General features: G+C 63.8%; 13 protein-coding genes. 9 read left to right on the forward strand and 4 right to left on the reverse strand.

What is annotated here, in order from left to right; genetic code table 11:
* The first annotated feature begins 115 nt into the window (after nucleotides 1-115).
* The 4 genes from C7H84_RS22525 to C7H84_RS22540 all read left to right on the forward strand — a co-directional run bounded on the left by C7H84_RS22525 (nucleotide 116) and on the right by C7H84_RS22540 (nucleotide 5206).
* Nucleotides 116-1003: a dihydrodipicolinate synthase family protein gene (locus C7H84_RS22525; RefSeq protein ID WP_121860833.1), complete on the forward strand. Its 888-nt coding sequence runs from the start codon at nucleotides 116-118 to the stop codon at nucleotides 1001-1003.
* Between the two features lie 6 nt (nucleotides 1004-1009).
* Nucleotides 1010-2341: an FAD-binding oxidoreductase gene (locus C7H84_RS22530; protein ID WP_121860834.1), complete on the forward strand. Its 1332-nt coding sequence runs from the start codon at nucleotides 1010-1012 to the stop codon at nucleotides 2339-2341.
* A 16-nt stretch (nucleotides 2342-2357) separates the two neighbouring features.
* Nucleotides 2358-3851 (forward strand): aldehyde dehydrogenase, encoded by a 1494-nt coding sequence (locus C7H84_RS22535; RefSeq protein ID WP_121860835.1) that lies wholly within the window; start codon nucleotides 2358-2360, stop codon nucleotides 3849-3851.
* A gap of 353 nt (nucleotides 3852-4204) precedes the next feature.
* Nucleotides 4205-5206 (forward strand): LysR substrate-binding domain-containing protein, encoded by a 1002-nt coding sequence (locus C7H84_RS22540; protein ID WP_121860836.1) that lies wholly within the window; start codon nucleotides 4205-4207, stop codon nucleotides 5204-5206.
* 200 nt (nucleotides 5207-5406) lie between these two features.
* On the opposite strand, the gene C7H84_RS22545 is transcribed toward C7H84_RS22540, so the two are convergent.
* Entirely contained in the window at nucleotides 5407-6648 is a 1242-nt protein-coding gene (locus C7H84_RS22545; protein WP_121860837.1) for a Xaa-Pro peptidase family protein, read from the reverse strand.
* A 282-nt stretch (nucleotides 6649-6930) separates the two neighbouring features.
* Entirely contained in the window at nucleotides 6931-7851 is a 921-nt protein-coding gene (locus tag C7H84_RS22550) for a LysR substrate-binding domain-containing protein (RefSeq protein WP_121860838.1), read from the reverse strand.
* A 273-nt stretch (nucleotides 7852-8124) separates the two neighbouring features.
* Between C7H84_RS22550 and C7H84_RS22555 the strand changes: the two genes are divergently transcribed.
* The 3 genes from C7H84_RS22555 to C7H84_RS22565 all read left to right on the forward strand — a co-directional run bounded on the left by C7H84_RS22555 (nucleotide 8125) and on the right by C7H84_RS22565 (nucleotide 11614).
* Nucleotides 8125-9384, forward strand: a complete 1260-nt coding sequence (locus C7H84_RS22555; RefSeq protein ID WP_121860839.1) for an aromatic ring-hydroxylating dioxygenase subunit alpha — start codon at nucleotides 8125-8127, stop codon at nucleotides 9382-9384.
* Nucleotides 9385-9392: 8 nt separating this feature from the next.
* A complete protein-coding gene (locus C7H84_RS22560) occupies nucleotides 9393-10544 on the forward strand; it encodes a hybrid-cluster NAD(P)-dependent oxidoreductase (RefSeq protein WP_162999344.1) in 1152 nt (383 codons plus the stop codon).
* Nucleotides 10545-10636: 92 nt separating this feature from the next.
* Nucleotides 10637-11614 (forward strand): GlxA family transcriptional regulator, encoded by a 978-nt coding sequence (locus C7H84_RS22565; RefSeq protein WP_121860841.1) that lies wholly within the window; start codon nucleotides 10637-10639, stop codon nucleotides 11612-11614.
* Nucleotides 11615-12354: 740 nt separating this feature from the next.
* Here the strand turns inward: C7H84_RS22565 and C7H84_RS22570 are convergent.
* On the reverse strand, nucleotides 12355-13941 hold the full coding sequence (locus C7H84_RS22570; RefSeq protein ID WP_121860842.1) for an ATP-binding protein: 1587 nt from the start codon (nucleotides 13939-13941) through the stop codon (nucleotides 12355-12357).
* Nucleotides 13942-14441: 500 nt separating this feature from the next.
* Between C7H84_RS22570 and C7H84_RS22580 the strand changes: the two genes are divergently transcribed.
* Nucleotides 14442-15002, forward strand: coding sequence for a hemerythrin domain-containing protein (locus tag C7H84_RS22580; RefSeq protein WP_121860844.1), 561 nt, complete (start codon nucleotides 14442-14444; stop codon nucleotides 15000-15002).
* A gap of 701 nt (nucleotides 15003-15703) precedes the next feature.
* Here C7H84_RS22580 and C7H84_RS22590 read toward each other — a convergent pair.
* A complete protein-coding gene (locus tag C7H84_RS22590) occupies nucleotides 15704-17455 on the reverse strand; it encodes a YadA family autotransporter adhesin (RefSeq protein WP_121860846.1) in 1752 nt (583 codons plus the stop codon).
* Nucleotides 17456-18457: 1002 nt separating this feature from the next.
* On the opposite strand from C7H84_RS22590, the gene C7H84_RS22595 reads away from it, so the two are divergent.
* Nucleotides 18458-18742 (forward strand): hypothetical protein, encoded by a 285-nt coding sequence (locus C7H84_RS22595; protein ID WP_121860948.1) that lies wholly within the window; start codon nucleotides 18458-18460, stop codon nucleotides 18740-18742.

Genomic DNA, 18742 nt, shown 5'->3' on the forward strand with positions numbered 1-18742 from the left:
GAACCGAACGGCGTGGCTGTGCCGAACCCGCGCGGCGCGCGCCGATGTTTTATCGAATGCCGGTTTCCTGCCACACGGCGGGAACCTGGCGCACCCACTTGAATGAGGAATCAAAATGAGCTTCGAGGGCGTACACACACCGCTGGTCACCCCGTTCGACTCGGACGGCGAAATCGATCACGCACTGCTGGGCCGGCATGCGGCCGATCTCGCCGGCCGCGTGTCCGGCCTCGGCATCGGCGGCACGACGGGCGAATACTATGCACTGAGCTTCGACGAGCGCGGGCGCACGTTCGACACGGTCGCGGCCGCGGCCGGCGGCAAGACGTTCCTGACCGCTGGCATCAATGCGACGACGACGAAGGAAGTGCTGCGTCTCGGCCGTGAAGCGAAACGCGCGGGGCTGGACGCGCTGCTGGTGGCGGCGCCGTATTACGCGCAGCCGACGCAGCAGGAACTGCTCGCGCACCTGCTCACGATCGACGACGCGCTCGACATGCCGATCATGCTGTACAACTTCCCGGCCCGCACCGGCACCGAAATCGGCGATGGGATTCTCGAGACGCTGCTCGAGCGGAAGAATTTCGTCGCGATGAAGGAGAGCACCGGCGACATCGCGCATCTGCATCACCTGTCGACGCATTTCAGCGGCCGGCTCGTGGTGAGCTGCGGGATGGACGACCAGGCGCTCGAGTTCTTCGCCTGGGGCGCGCGCAGCTGGGTCGGCGGCGCGTCCAACTTCCTGCCGGAAGCGCACACCGACCTGTTCGACGCCTGCGTGACGCGCGGCGATTTCGCGACCGGCCGCAAGCTCATGGCGCAACTGCTGCCGGTGCTCGAACTGCTCGAGCGCAGCGGCAAGTTCATTCAGTACGTGCGTTACGGCTGCGAGCTGGCCGGCCTTCCGGTCGGCGTCGCACGCGCACCGCTCGGCGCGCTGTCCGGCGACGAGCGTGACGCGTTCGCGAAGCTCGTGAAGCCGCTGCTGCGCGACAGCCGGTAAGCCATCATGCGTTCGAATCTGGAATTCGCGCGGTTTCCTGCGCCGGACGGAATGAACGGCTGGTGGGAGAGCCTGCCGCCGGCGCAGGAAGCCCAAACCGTCACGTCCGACGGCCGGTTCGACTGGGTCGTCGTCGGCGGCGGCATCACCGGGCTGTGCGCGGCGCGCCGGCTCGCGGAGCTCGCGCCCGGCGCGTCGATCGCGCTCGTGGAGGCCGACCGGATCGGCCGCACGACGGCCGGGCGAAATTCCGGATTCTTCGTCGACCTGCCGCACGACATCAGCAGCGAAAGCTACTCGCGCAGCATCGACGAGGACCGCGCCGACGTGCGGTTCCAGCGGCACGGCATCGACTATGTGCGTGACATCGTGCGGCGCTTCGGCATCGATTGCGACTGGCGCGACGACGGCAAATTCCACGCATCGGTCAACAGGAAAGGCGCCGCCGCACTCGCGCATTTCGCGGACGGTCTGTCGCGCATCGGCGAACCGTTCGAATGGCTCGACCAGCCGGCCATTCAGGCCGTGACCGGCACCGACTTCTACACGGGCGCGCTGTTCACGCCGGGCTGCAGCACGGTGCAGCCGGCTGCGCTGATGCGCGGCCTCGCGGCAACGCAGCCGGACAACGTGACGGTGTTCGAGCTCAGCCCGGTCACGCGGATCGAGCCGCGCGGCGACACACGCGCACTGTACTTCGCCGGCGGCACGATCGTCGCAAAGCAGGTGATCCTGTGCACGAACGCGTACGCGGCGACCTTCGGCATGCATTCGAACGGATTGCTGCCCGTCTATACGTTCGCGTCGCTCACGCGCCCGATGAATCCCGACGAAGTCGCGAAGCTTGGCGGTACGCGGTCGTGGGCGGTGATCCCGGCCGATCCGATGGGCACGACGGTGCGGCGCCTGATCACCGATCGCATTTGCGTGCGCAACCATTTCGCGTTCCGGCCGGACGTGAAGGTGTCGCCTGCTGACCTCGCGAAGGCGCGGCATCTGCATCAGCGCTCGTTCGAGCGCCGCTTCCCGATGCTCGGCGGCGTCGAGCTCGAATATACATGGGGCGGGGCACTGTGCCTGTCCGCGAACAACGGTGCGCTGTTCGGCAAGCGCGACGACGGCCTCTATGAGGCGATCGGCTGCAACGGCCTCGGGCTGAGCCGCGGCTCGTCGTCCGGAAAGCTGATCGCCGAATACGCGCTCGGTGAATCGAACAGCCTCGTGCAGCAGCTGCTGAAGCAGCCGCATCCGCGTCCGCTGCCGGTTCGGCCGCTCGTCGACCTGGCCGTGTCGGCGACGATCTGGGCGAAGGAATTCTCGGCCGGTGCCGAGCTTTGATTATTGAGGAAACGACATGACGACCCATCAGGATTGGAAGCAAAAGGCGAATGCGTTGTCGCTCGACGGCCGCGCGTTCATCGCGGGCGAGCGCAGTGCGGCGGCGTCGGGCGAGACGTTCGCGACGCTCAACCCGGCGTCGGGCAAGGTGCTCGCCGAAGTGGCGCGCTGTAGCGAACGCGACGTCGATCGCGCGGTCGCGGCCGCGCGCGAAGCGTTCGAGTCGGGCGTCTGGTCGAAGGCCGCACCCGCGCATCGCAAGGCGGTGCTGCTGCGCGTCGCGCAGCTGATCGACGAGCACGCGGAGGAACTCGCGCTGCTCGAGGCGCTGGAAGCCGGCAAGCCGATCGGCGAATGCCTGGGGCTCGACATTCCCGAGTCGGCCGCGTGCATCCGCTGGCATGCGGAAGTGACGGACAAGCGCTACGACGCGTTGTCGCCTTCCGGCGCCGGCGTCGTCAGCATGATCACGCGCGAGCCGATCGGCGTCGTCGGCGCCGTGCTGCCGTGGAATTTCCCGGCGCTGATGCTCGCATGGAAAATCGGCCCCGCGCTGTCGGTGGGCAATAGCGTGGTCGTGAAGCCGGCCGAGCAGACGTCGCTGTCGACGCTGCGCATCGCCGATCTCGCGCTGGAAGCCGGCGTGCCGCCGGGCGTGTTCAGCGTCGTCACCGGGTTCGGCGGCGAGGCCGGGGAGGCTATCGGCCGCCATCCTGACGTCGATCTCGTCGCGTTCACCGGCTCGACCGCAACCGGCAAGCGCTTCCTGCACTACTCGGCCGATACGAACCTGAAGCGCGTCGTGCTCGAATGCGGCGGCAAGAATCCGCAGGTGATCCTGCCGGACGTCGCGAACCTCGACGCGGTGGCCGATCAGGCGGTCGCGGCCGCGTTCTGGAACATGGGCGAGAACTGCAGCGCCGGCTCGCGGATTCTCGTGCCGTCGAGCCGCAAGGCGGAACTGCTGGACAAGGTTCAGGCGGTGCTCGCCGGCTGGAAGACCGGCGACCCGCTCGACCCAGACGTGAAGCTCGGGGCGCTGATCGAGCAGAAGCATTACGAGAAGGTTCTCGGCCATATCGAGAAGGCGAAGGCGGAAGGCGCGCACGTGGTGTGCGGCGGGAATGCAATTCTCGCGGAAACCGGCGGGTGGTTCGTCGAACCGACGATCTTCGACCAAGTGACGCCCGAGATGAGCATCGCGCGCGACGAGGTGTTCGGGCCGGTCGTGTGCTTCATCGAGTACGACGACGTCGACGACGCGGTGCGGATCGCGAACGATACGTGCTACGGGCTCGCTGCGTCGCTGTGGACCGACAACGTGAACAGTGCGCACAAGGTCGCCGCGCGGATTCGCGCGGGGACGGTCACGGTGAACTGCTTTGGCGAAGGCGACCTGTCGACTCCGTTCGGCGGCTTCAAGCAGTCGGGGTTCGGCGGCCGAGACAAATCCATGTACGCGCACGATCAATACTGCGAACTGAAGACCACCTGGCTGAAGCTCGACTGAGTGGTGCCACGCACGCGGCATCGCCGGCCAGCGCGGCCCGGGATGCCGGTTGGCGGAAGGGTTTCGGCGGCTTGCTCGAGCCGCGGATCGGCCGCGATGTCGAGTGCGCCTTGCAGTCCCCATCATCGCTTCCGATAATAGCGATGCGGTGCACAATCGATCGAAAATGGCGTCGTCGTGACGCCGCTGCTGCGGCGGCTGAGCCGCTCTTGCCGGCCGCCCGACTGACTCGCAAGCTGCAATATTCAGATAATTGAAAGGTTTGCGACGAGACTGCCTGCGGGCAGCCGGCGGGACTGCCGTCGACGGGTTCGTCGACGCAGCGTCCGACCTTCGTTTTGAGAGTGAAAGCCATGTTGAAGAAGCAATTGTTTGCCGACCGACTTCTCGCGCAGATGCCGTCGCTTCGCGCGCTGCGGTGCTTCGTGACGGCGGCGCGCTACGAGAGCTTCACTCAGGCAGCCGAGGTTCTGTGCGTGACGCAGGCCGCGATCAGCCGGCAAATCAAGGAGCTCGAGGATTCTCTCGACGTCGCGCTGTTCGAGCGCACCGGCCGGCATATCGCACTGACGGATGCCGGCCGGATCCTGTACAACGCGTCGTATCTGTCGATCATGAATATCGCCGAGGCGGCGGAGGCCGTGCGTCGGACCGACAAGCACGCGCTGATGGTCTGCGTGTCGCACACGTTCTCCGCGCTGTGGCTGTCGTCGCGGCTGCCCGCGTTTCGCGAGCGGTTTCCGGATATCCAGCTACACGTGATCGTCACCGAGCATTTCATGGAACTCGACGGACTCATCGAGCCCGACGTGATCATCACGAAGAACCCGCCGCGCGCGCCTGAGTTCGAAGCCGAGCCGCTGTTCCACGACATCGTGTATCCGGTGTGCAGCCCGTCGTTTCACGAGCGGCATTTTCATGGCCGGTCGCTGAAGCCGCTGGACCTGCTGTCGAGCCCGACGCTGAACCTGTCGATGCTCGGCCGTGCGCAGGTGTGCGAGCACGTCGACTGGCGCGTGTGGCGCAATTGGTTCCAGCAGAGCGACGGCACCGATACACTGGCCGCGAACAAGTATCTGGAAAGCAACGACTACCGATTGCTGGTCGCGCAGGCCGAGGCCGGCGAGGGCACGCTGCTGGGCTGGCACCACCTCGTGCACGGGCAGATCGAAGAGGGCGTGCTAGTGCGGCCGGTTCAGGATGTCCTCGTGTTTCGTGACCGCCATCATTACCTGATCACACACCGGAATGCGCAACCGCGCCCGGAGTACCAGTTGTTCCGTCGGTGGCTGCGCGACGAGGTCGGTATCATGATGCGCGGCTGGCTCGATGCTGGCGTCGAAATCGGTCGATAACACGCTGCCCCCGTCCGTGATCGCGCTCGTTGAATTCGACGCGGTCGCGCGGCTCGGAAGCCGTTGGCGTTCGACGTTTCTGCGATTTCGGCCACGGGTTCGTGAGCGACGTAATGAGGAAAGCCGCTCGTGACGAGAGCATGGTGCGCACGTAACCGATGAACGTCAATTGGCTGCGTGCGCAACGGTTACCGCGTTGCTTAAAGCCAGTCCGTTTCGAACGGGAACGTCGACAACGGCACACACCCGGTTTCCGCGAGCAGCACCTGCTGCTCGAGCTTGACGCCTTCGTCGCCGCCTTCCGCGCCGATATAGCTTTCGATGCACAACGTCATCCCGTTCTCGAACGTGCCGTCGTAGCCGCTGCTGCCCCAATCCATGTAGTACGCGATGGACGGATATTCGTCCACCATGCCGATGCCGTGCGCGAGGCAGCTGTAGCGATTCTTTCGATACGCGTCCGGCATTTTCCAGCTACGCTCCGCGAACTCGCTGAACGCCATGCCCGGGCGCAGCAGATCCATGTTGGTCGTCAACTGGGCGTACGCGGCGGCATAGAGCCGGCGCTGGGCGTCGGTCGGGCGAACGTGGCCGACCGTCCAGGTTCGGGAAATGTCCGCGCAATAGCCGAACGGGCCGACGAGATCGGTATCGAACGCGATCAGCTCGCCCTGCTTCATGGTCCGCGTGCTGCATTCCTGCATCCACGGATTGGTGCGCGGCCCTGACGCGAGCAGTCTCGTTTCGATCCATTCCCCGCCGAGCCGGATATTCTCGTAGTGCAGGTGGGCCCAGAGATCCTGTTCGCTCATTCCCGGCGTCAACACGTTGTGCATGCGCCGGATGCCTTGCTCGCACACGTCGACGGCGGTCTTGATCAATTGCAGTTCGTCCGCGGATTTCACGGCGCGCGCGTGTTCCATCAACGCTTGTCCATCCGCCACGCGGACGCCTTCTTCCTGAAGCGCATAAACGCCTTCAGGGTCGAGCCTGTCGACTGCGATGCGCATCTCCGACGGCGCGTGCTGACGCAGCAGGTCGGCGACTTCGCGCGCCCATTTCCGGGCCTTGCGCGTCGATTCCGGGCCCGAGCTGAAGTAGTTCCAGCAGGTGGCACTGCGCAGCTCGACGTCGATTGTGCTGTCGTTCCACACGTGATCGCAGTTGTGGAACTCGAAACCGATGACCGGCCCGTGTGCAAACACGATCACGTAGCGCGTCGGGTTGCGCCCGGTCCAGACCTGCATGTTGGACGTATCCGTCGCATAGCGGATGTTGACCGGGTCGTAAAGAACGATGGCGGGGCAATTCCGCCGAACGAGCTCGTTCCGGACCCGCTCGATGCGGTACGCGCGCACGCGCTCAATCAGATCGTCCGGAACGCCGGCGATACAGTTCGTTTGCATCGTTGTCGCCACATGAAGCGTGCTGACCGCTGACATTGCTCCTCCAGTTCGTCGTTATGGGTCCGTCCGGACTCGTGGCAGCGCCGCGTTTGCCACTCCGGGCGCCAGCGGGGTCCTTTGAGGTCAGTATCGAAACGCCGAAAAGGCCGGTCAACGCGCTATATTTTCACGATCGCATTACTTTAGGTCATGCGAAGGACGGCGCTTGACGATGGCCGCGACGTCGTCGCGTTCGACGGGAGAAAGGGGAAAGGAGAACCAGGCGGCATCATGCCGATACCGTTCGAATCGGGACAGCGATCGAACCGGCGCGTCGCGTCACTGAACCGGAAGTTCCTCGCGTAACCAGTCGATCAACTGCGTGACCGTGGGCGTCAACGAACGGCCGTGAGGCACGATGACGAAATAGGCATCGCTCGTCTTGCACGATCCGACCGGCATCCGGACCAGCTCACCGGTCGCCAGCAGGTCGTGCACGAGTCGGCTCCAGCCAAGCGCGACACCCTGCCCGTATCGGGCTGCCTGTACCGCATCCGTGTAGAGGCTGCAGCGCAGCGCGTAGTTCAGCTTGGCCGGACGGTGGCCGACCGAGCGGAACCACGCTTCCCAGCCCATCCAGCCTTCGGACGTCGAGTCGGATTCGATCAGCGGAAGCGCGCCGAGCGCTTCGACGGATGCCGGCATGCCGTTTTCCTCGATGAAGGCGGCCGAGCACACCGGAAATACTTCCTCGTCGAACAGTAGGATGGAGGTTCCGTCCGCCCACTTTCCGTCGCCATAGCGCACCGCGACGTCGACTTCCACTTGGCGGAGGTCCGCGGTAAACATCTGGGTCGTCAGCCGCAGCTTCAGTGACGGGTTCAGGTGCTTGAGCTTGGGCAGCCTCGGAAGCAGGCGGAACTGCGCGAACGATGCGGTCGACGCGAGCACTAGCTCCTGCTGGTCGGCGCCCGTCGACAGACGGTCGAATGCGCCGGCGATGCGCTGCATCGATTCGGCGACGGCGAGATAGAGCATTTCGCCTTCGTTCGTCAGCGAGATCGAACGGTATAGACGATGGAAGAGGCGCACATCGAGCGTTTCCTCGAGGAAGCGCACTTGCCGGCTGACCGCCGCCTGGGTCACGCCGAGTTCGGCCGCCGCGTGGGTGAAGCTGCCGAGGCGGGCGACCGCTTCGAATTCGACCAGTGCAGTCAGCGACGGCACGATCCGCCGGTATCCTTTTGTTCCTTTCGTCATTTGCGTCTGATTTTCGTGCGGCCGGGGCGAATCGTGTGTCTCCAAATTGTACCGGTCAAGTCGCCGATGTTGCGATGCGGACTCGTACCGAGTCGCGCGTTCCACCGCGCGGATTCGGGTTAACCAAGGAGCCGGTGGCGTGCGCGTTCTTGCATAACATAAAGTAATGCGAACGAGAAAATATAGCGCGTTGACGGGTGAAATCGCCCCTCCAATACTTCGCTCAAAGTTTGAAAAAAGCATAGCGAAAATCAACCCCATTGGAGGTATACGATGTCTGCCGTTCTGCTCAAGACCCACCGTGAACTGCTCGACAGCCGCAAACCCGGGCACGGGCTGCCGGCCGGGCTTCTCGGCCGGCAGGATGTGTTCGAGACGGACGTCGAAGTGTTCTTCGAGAAGCTCTGGATCTTCGTCGCGGTGACGGCCGACGTGCCGGAGCCGGGCGACGTCTACGCGGTCGATATCGGCAAGTCGTCCATCCTGATCGTGCGCGACGACGACGAGAACATCCGCGCGTATCGCAACGTGTGCCGCCACCGCGGCGCGCGCTTGATGAAGAGCGCGACGAAGGCGACCGTCGGCATGCTGGTTTGCCCGTATCACCAGTGGACGTACGACCTGGACGGCAGCCTGAAGCACGCGACGCACATGGGCAAGGATTTCGACACGAAGTGCCGCAGCCTGATCCCGGTGCACGTGAAGGTGGTCGGCGCGCACGTGTTCGTCTGCCTTGCCGACGAAGCGCCGGAAGATTTCTCGAAGCTCGAGACGGTGATGGCGCCGCGATTCGCGCCGCACGAGATGCAGCGCACGAAGATCGCGCACGAGATGACCATCGTCGAGAACGGTAACTGGAAGCTCGTGATGGAGAACAATCGCGAGTGCTATCACTGCGGGGGTACGCACCCGGAGCTCACGCAATCGTTCCTTGCGCACGACTTCGGCTTCTGCCCGGACGGCCAGAGCGAGGAATCGCTACGCGACTACGACGCGTATCTCGCCCACAATGCCGCGCGCAAGAAGGAGTGGGAAGGCGACGGCTATATCTGCGAGGCGTTCGAATCGGTCAACGAGAGCGTCCAGACCAATTTCCGCACCCAGCGGCTTGTCATCGCCGGCGCCTGCGAATCGCAGACGATGGATACCAAGGTCGCGTGCACGAAACTGCTCGGTGATTTGCCGCGCCGCGATCTCGGCGACGTGCATATGTGGACCCATCATTCGTGGACGCACGTGATGAGCGACCACGCCGTCGTCGCGTACATCTTGCCGATCGCGCCGGACAAGACGGTCGTCCGCACGGTGTGGCTCGTGCATGCGGATGCGGTCGAAGGCGTCGACTACGACGTCAAGACGTTGACCGAAGTGTGGGTCGCCACGACCCAGCAGGACGCCGACCTCGTCGGGATCACGCATAGCGGGACGCAGGACCCCGCCTATGTGCCGGGCCCGTACTCGACGTATACGGAAGGCGCGCTCGAACAGTTCGCACGTTGGTACGACGCGCGCCTGAAGGCTCACGGCATCTGAGTATCGTCATGAAAGTCAGAGAGAACTTTTGCGTGGCCGATCCGGCCGCCGCGGCGACCGATCGTTTCTCGGACCCCGCTACCTGGGAACGCGCGGACGTCCAGTGGGACAGCAGCGAACAAAAGCTGCTGGTGTGCTGTCGCGTGCGGGACGAGACGCACGATGTCCGTACCTTCGTGTTCAGCGCGAAGGACGGGCATCCCTTCAGCTTCGAGCCCGGCCAGTTCGTCACGGTGTCGGCCGACGTCGACGGCGTGCGGGTCAGCCGTTGCTATACGGTATCGTCGCCGCCGACGCGGCCGTACACATTGTCGATCACGGTCAAGCGCACGCCCGGTGGCGTGATGTCGAACTGGCTGCATGCGAACATGCGGCCCGGCGTCGAACTGCACGCATTTGGCCCGTCCGGCGTTTTCACGCCGGCCTCCGGGCCGGCCGCGAAGGTGCTTTACCTGTCCGCCGGCTCGGGCGTGACGCCGCTGATGTCGATGACGAGAGCGGCGATCGACCTCGGACTGAATCGCGACATCGTCTTCGTGCACAGCGCGAGAACGCCCGCCGACATCGTCTTTCGCGATGAGCTCGAGCGGTTGAGTGCGGAAGCCGACCGCCTCAAGGTGATCCACATCTGCGAGGCCCCGGGAACCGAGCCGGATTGGCGCGGACCGACCGGCCGGCTCAGCCTCGAACTGCTTCAACAGTACGTTCCGGACTATCGCGACCGCGAAGTCTTCACGTGCGGCCCGGCGGGCTACATGAATGCCGCGCAGGCGCTGCTCGCGCAGGGCGGTCATGATCCCGTCCGCTATCACCAGGAAAGCTTCAACTTCGCCGAGACGGTGGAGCCTGCCGCCGATGCGGCCGACGCGCCGCAACAGGCGCCGGAAGCGGGCGTGCGCACATATACGGTTCGCCTTGCGAAGTCGGGCAAGACCTTTCCGATGAGCGGTGCAGAGACGGTGCTGTCGGCCGCGCGCAAGGCCGGCGTCGCGCTGCCGTCGTCGTGCAGCCAGGGCATTTGCGGGACTTGCAAGACCGCAGTGCTCGACGGCACGGTCGACATGCAGCACAACGGCGGTATCCGTCAGCGCGAAATCGACAAGGGGTTGCGCCTGATGTGCTGCAGCCGTCCCACGTCGGATCTCGTGCTCGATCTGTAGCGTTTCGTCGTCCCGACGCGCGCCGTTCCCGATCGGGACGGCGCGCATCGCCCGACACCCGCCGTCCCCGTCGTCCTTCCGGCATTGCCACCGTGCCCGATACCCCGGCTTTCCTCACTTCACGCCCGCGCCATTTCGGCTTTCTCACGCTGCCGTCGTATTCGATGATCGCGCTTTCCCACGCCATCGAAGCCCTTCGCGTGGCGAACTACGTCGACCGTACCGAGCACTATCGCTGGACGGTGTTCTCGATCGACGGCCAGCCTGTCGAAGCCAGCAACGGCATCGCGATGCGCCCCACGCAGCCGCTCGACGTGTCCGGTCCGCTGCCCGACGTGATGATCGTGTGCGGCGGCACGCGGATCCGCGAGATGGTCGACGCGCGGACGCGGCACGCGCTGAGCGCGCTTGCCGAGCGGCGGATCGTGATGGGCGCGCTGTGCAGCGGCGCGTATGCGCTGCTGACCGCGGGCCTGCTAGACCGGTACCGGTGTGCGGCGCACTGGGCCGACCTGTACGCGCTGCGTGCCGAGTTTCCCGATGTCGAGATCACGGACGAACTGTTCGTGATCGATCGCGACCGGATCACGTGTACCGGCGGCATCGCGCCGATGGACCTGATGCTCACGCTGATGTCGAGCGACTTCGGTCCGCATCTCGTCGTCGACGTGTCGAAGCATCTGGTCGTCAGCCGGCTGCGCGGCTTGAATGAACCACAGCCGATGCCGGTGTGTGCGCGTCTCGAGTCGACGCGCGACGACCTGGTCGAAGCGGTGAAGCTGATGGAAGCCAACGTCGAGGAGCCGCTTTCGTTTCCCGAGATCGCGCGGCTGGTCGGGTTGTCGGAGCGGCAGTTTCAGCGCGTGTTCAAGGAATATTTGAGTGTGTCGCCGCGCGACTACTACCGTAGCATTCGCCTTCGGCATGCACGGGCCCTGCTGCGCCGCGGCAACGATTCCGTCGGCGATGTGTCGGTGCGTTGCGGATTTCCGTCGGCGTGTACTTTCAGCAAGGCCTATCGGAAGGAGTTCGGCCATGCCCCGATCGTCGAGCGGCGCGCACCGCGATAGACGGCGGGATGACAGTGCTCGGGTGACCGCATTTTGAGTACGACGGGGCTGCCGATCAGTTGAGGAGCCGATCATCCCGCTTCGCGCAGGATGGAGCCTGTCTGTTATCGAGTCGAAAAGCAAGGAACCTTATCACGACGGCACGATGGTCCATTCGAACTCAGGTAGGCACGACGCGTGGTGGCGGTGGCCAGCGCCCTGGGGGGCTTGACATTGGTCTTCGCGGTGCCGCGCTCGGTGACAACTTTAATGCGCGGCTACCAAATCCTTGAATTCACGGGGGTTTGCGGCTCGTGGAGGGCTGCGAACTGGCGAAGTGACATCAAGTAACATCTATACTTCGCAAACGGTGACAACTTTCCTTTGGTCTACGGGAGCGTCGGCCACAAACACGTGGTGGCGTTTCGTCAAGCCACCGAATTCGAACACATAGCGCAACGCCAGGCCGGCCAGCCCGGTTTCTTCCTCGAACTGGCGGCGAGCAGCATCGATCGGAGACTCGTTCGCTTACAAGATGCGGACCGGCAATACCAGCGTGACGAGGAGCGGGCCGCAAGCAGGATTCGGCGGCCCTGGCGACAGACGATCGTGGTGCGTTGTTTGAGAGTTTTAGGCGTGGCGCTGTCGCGAAGGCACATGCTGCAATTGCTGGATCGGACGGCGCTGCAGCTCGGGGCGCCCGGATTCGGGACGGCGTTGTGCATTAGATCTCGACGGTCGCGGTACCCCAGCCGCAGGATTCAATCCCGCGGCGTATGACTGGCGCGGCCGACTCGCCACAGGACCGCCTGCAAAGCGCTTATTTCGACCGGCTTCGCGAGATGTGCATCGAAACCCGCGCGCTGCGTCCGCTCGTGATCGGACGGCCGCGTGTACCCGGACATGGCCACGCAAGCGGTCCCGGCGAGGTCCGCGGACTCACGTAGCTGTCGCAGCAGCTCGAAACCGTCGCCTCCAGGCATTGCGAGGTCGACGACCAACAGTTGCGGCCGGTAGGTGCTGGCTTGCGCTAGCGCATCCTCTGCTCGGTAGGCGGCTCGTGCGTCATGGCCCATGGTCCGAAGCAGGCCCCCGAGCGTATCGGCTGAATCGCGATTGTCGTCGACTACGAGGATGCGCAGCGGCGTTGTGGGCGGTGCATCAATGTCGACTTCGTTCGCCGACAGTCCGACGGGGGCCGCGCGTGTGATCGGGAGGCGCACGGTGAACGTCGCGCCGTGGCCCCGGCCGGCGCTTTCCGTCGAGATGGTGCCTTCGTGTAACCGGACAAACGACTGGCATAGCGCGAGACCCAGACCCAAACCACCCTGCATGCTTCCCACCGCGCCGTGTTGCTCGAACACATCGAAGATGGTGTCCAGCGCAGCCGGCGCGATGCCGGGGCCGTGATCGGTCACGCGAATCTCAACGAGTTCGCCCTCAGTCGCGACAGAAACAGCGATCGGGGCGTCTTTCGGCGAAAATTTCGAGGCATTGTCGAGAAGGTTGTGCAACACCTGGACCAGGCGGTGCTTGTCGCCGTGCACAAACACAGGGTCGTCCGGCACGCTGATGTCGATGCGCTGCGCACTGGCATTCGCCTTGACCTGGACGCTTTCGACGGCGCGCTCCACGACATCGCGCACCGCCACGATGCCGAAGTCGAGTTTGAACTTGCCGGCCTGGATGCGGCCGAGGTCCAGCACCTCATCCACCAGCCGGGTAAGTTGTCCAAGCTGACGGTCGATCGCATCGCGACAATTCGCGAGCTGCGGCGCGACATCCGGCGTGGTCTGCAAGATGCCGATCGAGTTACGCAGCGGCGCGAGGTGATCGCGCAGTTCATGGCCGAGCGTCGCGATGAACAAGTTGAGCTGATTGGCCGTGGCCTCCAATTGCGCGAGCCGGGTGCGCTGGGTTGTGTCGCGCATGGTCTTGACGAAGCCGCAGACCTGCCCCGACAGATCCCGGACCGCGGTAATCGTCGCATGGGCCCAGAATCGGGAGCCGTCCTTGCGCACGCGCCAGCCTTCGACTTCGAAGCGGTGGCGCTCCGCCGCTTCTTTGAGGCTCACCCTGTGTCGCCCTGATTTCACCGCTTCGGCCGGATACAGGCTCGAAAAGTGACGCCCGATTACATCATCGGCGCCGTAGCCGCTGATTCGTTCCGCGCCAGCATTCCACGTCGCGATGGTTCCGTCGTGATCGAGCATGTAGACGGCGTAGTCGGTGATCGACTCGACGACCGCCTGAAACCGCACCTCGGCGAGGCGGTGGTGGAGGATCGAAGTCACCTCCCCGTTGATGCCGGGTGCCGACGTCGAACTCGATTCGACTCTTTGAATCATCGTGAATCTCCAAGATCGGGAGGCGCCTGGCGCGGAAATGGCGAATCAGCAGCATAGTAAAAATTGGATGCGCGCACATCAAGCCCGCAATGACCCGGGTGTGTATTGCACGTCGCAGCCAGTTCGCGGTCCGACATGCCAATGGGTTGAAACTTCCGTCGCGGCGGGGGACGAAGTTCGCTTCGAGCCCACGTCATTTGAGGAACTTCGCGACTACCTAGGCTATGCCGGCTCATTTTGGGCTGTCGCAGGAGCGTGTGAAGATCAGTTTGCCGCGCTTCGTGCTTACTTCGTGCTTACACAGATTGACGGCTTCGCGGAGGCTCACGAGGAGACGGGGGTAGCGGTCTTCTTGTTCGGGCTGCACTAGAAGCCATTCGGCACGAGCAGACAGCCGTCTGACCGAAAAAGGCCAGGTCGGCATCCGCGCCGGTTTTTGGAGCAGGTGCAAGTTTTGCTCGAATGGCTGACCGTTATCCATCATTAGTCAGGGGCCAGCCATGGCGAACACGAACCAATCGCAGCGCCACAAGCATCAGCGTGACGAAGCTGGCACTCCGTCGGCGACCGGCGCTATCGCCCTGCTTGAGTCTGACCATCGCGCGGTAGAAAAGCTGTTCACGATTTTTGAAAAGACCGCCGACGAGGACCTCGATGCCAAGCACGCGCTCGTCAGGCGAGCCTGCGAAGAGTTGACCGTCCACGCGATGATTGAGGAAGAGTTTCTTTACCCGGCTGCGCACGAAGCGCTGTCCGGCGGCCCTCAAAAGGATGTCGACAAAGCCTACGTCGAGCACTTTCTCGTGAAGACGCTCATCGAGAAATTCGAAACCCTCAAGCCCGGGATGGAAGGGTTTGACGCCACTTTCAGCGTGCTTATGGAAAACGTCCGGCATCACATCAAGGAAGAGGAGACGAAGCTCTTTCCCGAACTACGCTCATCGGGACTCGACCTTGTCGGACTTGGACGCAAGCTCGCCGAGCGAAAGGCGCAACTGGAGGCCCGAATACCGAAGGACGCGGGCGACCGGACCTGGCCGATGACCCACATATTTCGGTAGTTGCCAGCGAATGGACCACTGCCGTGTCGCGTGTGCACGGGCACGGTTGCTACAGTGAGGCCGACCGTCGCGAGCTGGCCACCGGGCTGAAGGCGAGCATGTTGACCGGAGCCATGCCGTTGCCACCGCAGGTTCGCCGTCGCTGGCCGGTCACTGAATTCCCTCCGCGGTGCGGAGAGAATTGGGGGCAGTGCCCGGCACGGTCCCGCCGTTGCCGAGATTCCGGTAACGTCCTCACTGCCACATCCTCCCGAATGCGACGGCCAACCTGCCAATAAAATCGGGACAGTTCAGCGTTGGCAGCTGCGGCCGCCCGGGCGTACGCCGAATCGCCGACGCGCGCCGGCCCGCCGATTCCTCAACCCGTAGTGTGGGACGAACGCCTCTTTGTCATGCCACCGGCCGGGCAGTCATAGGGCATCGATGGTGGTCTGCCGCTTTCGCAAGCCATCCGATCTGCGTGATGAGATGAGCGTCAACATGCTTTGGCAAACACGTACTGGGCTGGAGTTGCCGGATCTCGGCGGAGCGGGATGAATTTTGTTCCCCCGGTATCCTCGCCGCCGTTAGTACCGGAGCCTTATGGACGAGTATATGGGACTCTGAGTCGTTCTCCCGACGTCAGCCGGGTCGCGCTCGCGGCGAAATCTCCGCAGGCGGCGCCGAGCGACGGTGTCCCGATGCTCGACGCCGAGCCGCGATTACCAGCGATAACCGACGCCGGCACCCGCACCGAACGAGCCGTGACCAGAAACGGCCGTCGTCACGGAGCCCTTGACGAGCCATTTGCCCGTGGCGACAGAAAGACCCAGCGCCATCGCGCTTTGCCCGCCGTACGTACCGCCGCCCAGTGCGACCACCTTTTCGCCCGGCAGCACGGCTTGCGGCATGTTCGCCATTGCGATCGCGCTTGCCGTGCCTGCATCCGCGTCTTTGCGATACCGCGACATTTCCTCGCGCACCGAGTTGATCGCGCCGTTCAGCTGACGCACGTTGACGCCGTCCGTCGGCGCCGTGCCATCGGCCACGTTCGTCAACTGGCGCTCGGCGCCCGGCGCGCCGATCGACACCGTATTGTCGCGATCGGCGACCGAGTTCGCGCCCAGCGCCACCGCGTTGCTCGCGGTCGCGCGGCTGTTCGTGCCGATGGCGGTCGAGTTCGCGCCCGAGACGTTCGCGCCTTCGCCGATTGCCGTACCGTTCGCGGCAGTGACTTTCGCGTTCGTGCCGATCGCCGTGCCGTTCGTCGCTGTGACGGTCGAGTTCACGCCGATGCCCGTGCCGTTGTCGCCCGAGACGTTCGCGCCGTTGCCGACCGCCGTGCCGTTCGTCGACGTAACCGACGTATTCGCGCCGATCGCGGTGTCCGACGTGTCCGTCGTCGTGCCGCTCGGGACGCTCGACGAGATCTTGCCGACCGTCGTCGTCAACGATGCGAGATCCGCCGTCAACGTCGAGACCTGGTTTGCAATCGAGAAGAGCTGCGAGCCGTTCACGGCGTCCGTGCTGGTTGCGCTGATTTGACCAGCGGCGACGTTTTGCAACTGGTGCTCCTGACCGACTGCGCCGATACTCACCACGCCGAGCGGCGTCGAGCCGGCGAAGCCACCGAACGTCACTCCATTCAGGGTGACGCTATTCACGTTGGTCGCGGCGCGCGTGACAGCGCCGGAACCCAGTGCAGTCGATTCGGCAGTCGAAGCAACAGCCGCGTTGCCGATGGCAATCGAGTTCGTGCCTGTTGCTTGTGTCAGAGTACCCAGCGCAACGCCATTGGACGTTGCGGCGTTCGCCCCAAAACCAATCGCGACAGAAGTAGCCGATGATGCGGTGGAAGACTGACCAATTGCAATAGCCGATCCCCCGCTCGCCAAGCTGGAGTTGCCGATTGCCGTGCTGCTGCCGCCGCTTGCCGTAGCTGACACACCCACTGCAGTGGCTGCTTGAGACGCCTTCGCCAGAGAGCCTAACGCGGTCGCACCGGCGTTATTCGCTGCCGCTCCGCCGCCGAACGCTACCGCGTTGTTTCCGATTGCGGATGTATCGGCGCCTACCGCCGTCGCACCGCCACCATTTGCGGTCGCCGCGTCCCCAATCGATAGCGCATTACCTCCGTTCGCGGTCGACGCCATGCCGAACGCCTCGTTATTCTGACTGCCATCGCTGCCCGCCGTGGCAGGGGAGGTGCCGCCAGTTGCAGCAGGGCCCCCACCGTTCGAGACGCTCGCGCCGTTGCTGCCTCCTGACGCATAGTTGTCCGCGTATGCCTGCCCTGCGGACAGAAACGCCACCGCCGCCAGTATCGCCAGCGACACCTTTGACTGCAGCAGGGTGGCCGCTCGGCGCATCTCCACTTTCCGTCGTTCCGCCCGGCTGCACTGTTGCATCTCGCCTGCAGCTACTCGCGTCTCAACGCTGCTATTCGAAACCACCCTGTGTCGGCTCATGTTCATTGCGTTTTCCGTTCTGACTTTTCTAGTGGACAAAAGGATTTCCTTTCGCTCTCTCCGTGGCGGCGTCTACGGTAACCTCGTGTGCCAGCGCCTCCGATAGCCCGCGCCAGCTGCGTGAATCGCCGAAGATCAGAGCCATTCCTTACCTGCGACATCCCATGTAAGTGCTGGAAATGCTGCAAGAGGCAGCGGAATTATGGGTAGCGCAATCCGCCTGCTTGTTTGCCCGATCGGCAAATTTATTTGCTGGAGAGAAAATTCTTTCTTCATCCGCCATGAACCTGGTCGTCTAACGCCATCCCTCGCGAGTTCTCATGCGAAGCGAATCGGCGTCGTTCGCAACGGATCCCTACCTGGAAACACGCTGAGCATGATGCTGGTGCGGTCTGGCAGGACGTTACCTAGCACCCGTCGGATGAAGAAGAGGGGCTGTTGGAGTGAATGTCTTGAAGTCGCATCTGCAAACAACCATCGCCACACTCGTCGCCGCAGGCAAATGTCAGCGGGAGATCGCCCGGATTGCGAGAGTGACCGGAAGACGATCCGCAAGTACCAGGAGCAATGCGCGGCGGCGCAGGCAAATTCCCCCACGGTACCCACCGGCTCCGAGCTGCAAATTTCCCACCCTGCGCAGCGACGAAGAGCAGCCGGCTGTCGGCCTGCGAACCCCTGAAGCCGTGGCTGCGGTGATGGATGCAACCGGTCCCGCACACGCTGGTCGAATTGAACGATCTCGCGCGACGAGAGATTGTTCAATTCATGCCAAGCGCGAGTGGTGGAGTGGCAGGCGAGATATCGACATTACCGAACAACGCGGCCGAACTGGCAATTCGCAGTGGCGACGAATTTATCGGTACCGCGCATCTTGAGCATGTCTGCCGACATTCCGAGTAGCATGGTCCCATGGCCGATCGCTCGCCCACCCTCGCGTTGAAAGCGCCTGACCGAGTGGGGTGCCGGTTTCCACATACATTTGTGAAGAAGCAGTCGACTGGACTCACCATGCGAACGCTCGTCGACGAACACGCTCATCTGCGGGCTGCGGACGACCACCTGCGCATCGCTTTGCGCCTCGTTTCGGCCCAGGAGGATCGGGTCGCGCGGGGAAGGGCTGCTGGCCTCGATACTGAGTTGTCTGAGGAATTGCTCTGCACGATGCGCGCGATCCTTCAGAGTCTTATTGCGCATCGCAATGCGATTTGCCGTGCAATCGAGGTTGAGGGCCAATCACCATGCGCGCGCGCCAAGTCAGCCGCGCATTCGATTAACCGGCGCGTGACGGCGTAG

Source organism: Burkholderia sp. Nafp2/4-1b (genome assembly GCF_003635165.1).
Lineage (GTDB): Bacteria > Pseudomonadota > Gammaproteobacteria > Burkholderiales > Burkholderiaceae > Burkholderia.